At 63.1% G+C, this 2,408-nt stretch carries 2 protein-coding genes; both read right to left on the bottom strand.

The window, feature by feature from the left end; all coding sequences use genetic code 11:
* Positions 1 to 59: 59 nt before the first annotated feature.
* A complete protein-coding gene (locus ACI94_RS06155) occupies positions 60 to 743 on the bottom strand; it encodes a hypothetical protein (protein WP_286681216.1) in 684 nt (227 codons plus the stop codon).
* Positions 740 to 2,408: sensor histidine kinase (locus ACI94_RS06150; RefSeq protein ID WP_286681215.1), on the bottom strand; the 1,669-nt coding region annotated here is incomplete at its 5' end. The genes ACI94_RS06150 and ACI94_RS06155, both read right to left, overlap by 4 nt.

Here is a 2,408-nt window from a genome sequence, read left to right as displayed (position 1 = left end):
TTCCCGGAATGCCATGATCTTTGATTTTATTTGAGGGGTCTTATAATTTTAGGATCGCCTCAGTCATAGACCCGGATCCCTTCGAGGGCCGGGTTCAGCCGCATCAGGTCCTCCTTGAGGGTCTGGTACTTCGGGTCGAACCGGTCAACCTCAGCCGCACTGCAGACGAGCCCGAGTTCCAGGACGTAGCGGTGGTCGGGAGAGGGCATGTAGGCGTATTTGCGCAACACTCCGCTTGCCGGCTCCGCGACGACCCGGTCCGCCACAAAGGCATCGCCGAGCCGGATCTCTGTCAGCCGGTCGTAAAAGTACGGGATCCTCCGAAAATCCAGACCGAGATCGGGCGGGTAGGTGGTCGCCTCGATGACGCCTGATGCGTTGATGATGTAGATGTCCATCTCCTCGCCGAGTTCCTTCCTGACCCGGGAGAGATCCATCTTCCCGGGATCTCTTTTGGCCCGCTCATACTCCGCAAGGACCGGGCCGAACCCCTCCTCCATCCGGTGATCGAGCGTCTCATCGAAGAGGTTCAGGCCCGCGTCCACAAGGGTTATCATCTCAACGACGCTCTTCTCCGTCTGTTCCCGGAGCAGGGTCTCCTCGGCAATCAGCCTCTGCTCGACCTCCTGGTAGTCCAGGAACGAGATCAGCCCGATCACCGGGAGCGTGATCAGGATCATGACGAGCATGAGGTGTGTGCCAAAGCGGCGGAGTCTCCTGCCGCTGCCTGCCGCCGCCGTCATGGGCTGCCTCCGGATCCAGCCTTTCGGAGCGTGAACCGGATGGCCGCGCCGCATTCCGGAGAGCCCGGTATGCGGTCGTCCGCCCGGATCCTCCCGCCGTAGCGTTCGACGAGCACCCGGCAGATGTAGAGCCCGAGCCCCGTCCCCGCCGCCCGGTGAGGGCCCCGGGTCAGCCGCTCGAAGAGGTGCGGCTTTACCGCATCGGGGATACCGGGGCCGGTATCCTCGATCGAGACCTCCACCTCATCCCCGCGATCCTCGACCCGGACGGTGATCTCGACCGCCGGTCCGCCGAACTTCTTCGCGTTCCCGATGAGGTTCGCAAAGACCTCCGGGAGAAGGTTGTCGGCGAGGACCGTGGCCGTGGTGCCGGCGTAGGTGATCCGGGAATCGGGGGAGTGCTCGATCTCGCGCCGGATGGCCCCGTCAAGGTCGATCGCGAGAAGCGGCTGGACGCATCCCTGGATATGCTGGATGGTGTTGACGTTCCGGACGATCTCAATGCTCTTTGCAAGCCCGATCTTCGCCTTCCGAAGGTACTCGGCCTCAGGCTCCCCGTCAAGGTCGGCAAGAAGCAGTTCCGCGTAGAGGTTTGCCGCATTGTTTGCGTTGCTGATATCATGCCCCATGATGTCGAGAAAGAGGGTTGTCATCCGGTTCGACTCCTCAAGGGCGGCCGTCCGTTCCCGGACCTGCTCTTCAAGGGTATGGCTGTGCCGGATGATCTCCTTCTCCGATTCCCGGAGCCTCTGCATCGTCTCTTTGAGGGACCCGACCATCGACGATATGCTCTCGCCGAGCTGGACGAACTCCTCATCCCCGCCGACACGGATCGGGCGGTCCAGGTCGCCGCGGGCGACGGCATCGACGTCCTCGACGAGGGTGCGTATCGGCCGCGTCAGGGAGCGCGCGGCGAGAAACGAGAGGGAGCCGATGCAGAGGATCGCGATAAGGAGGACGTTCATGTGCTGGCCGAGCATCCCGGCAAGTTTCGCTTCCGCGACCTTCGTGCTATAGGTCAACTCGATGACCAGGCTCATATCCGAGGGGTAACTGCCGTCCCCCATATCGACGAAGATGTACCGGACGAGTTCGTCTGCGGTAGCGTTCTCCACCTCAAGCGTCGTCTTCTCCCGGTAGGCCTGCCGGACCATCTCCAGCCGGCGGTCGTCGTCGGGACGCGCCTCGCCGGAGATCAGGGTGCCCAGGCAGTCGAAGATCCGGATCTCCCGGATCGCCGGGTCCAGGTTCACCAATTCCCGGACCGCATCCCCGTACCGTAGCGCCGTGCGGTCCTCCCGGAACCCGGACTCCGCAAGACCGAGCTCGAAGACGTAGCGGTGGTCGGGGGAGGGCATGTAGGCGTACTTGCGGAGTTTTCCGGTGGAGATCTCCGCGACGACCCGGTCCGCCACGAAGGCGTCGCCGAGCCGGATCTCCGTTAACCGGTCGTAGAAATCGGGGATAGTCCGGAAATCGAGCCCGAGATCGGGTTCGTAGGTGGTGTACTCGATGACGCCGCTCTCGTTGATGACATAGATCTCCATCTCCCCGCCGAGTTCCTCCCTGACCCGGGAGAGGTCCATCTTCCCGGGATCTCTTCTGGCCCGCTCGTACTCCGCAAGGACCGGGCCGAACCCTTCCTCCAGCCGGCGGTCAAGGGTG

It is taken from the genome of Methanoculleus sp. DTU007, assembly GCF_001512385.1.
GTDB classification, from domain to species: Archaea; Halobacteriota; Methanomicrobia; order Methanomicrobiales; family Methanoculleaceae; genus Methanoculleus; species Methanoculleus thermophilus.
This window is presented reverse-complemented; position numbering and strand designations above follow the sequence as displayed.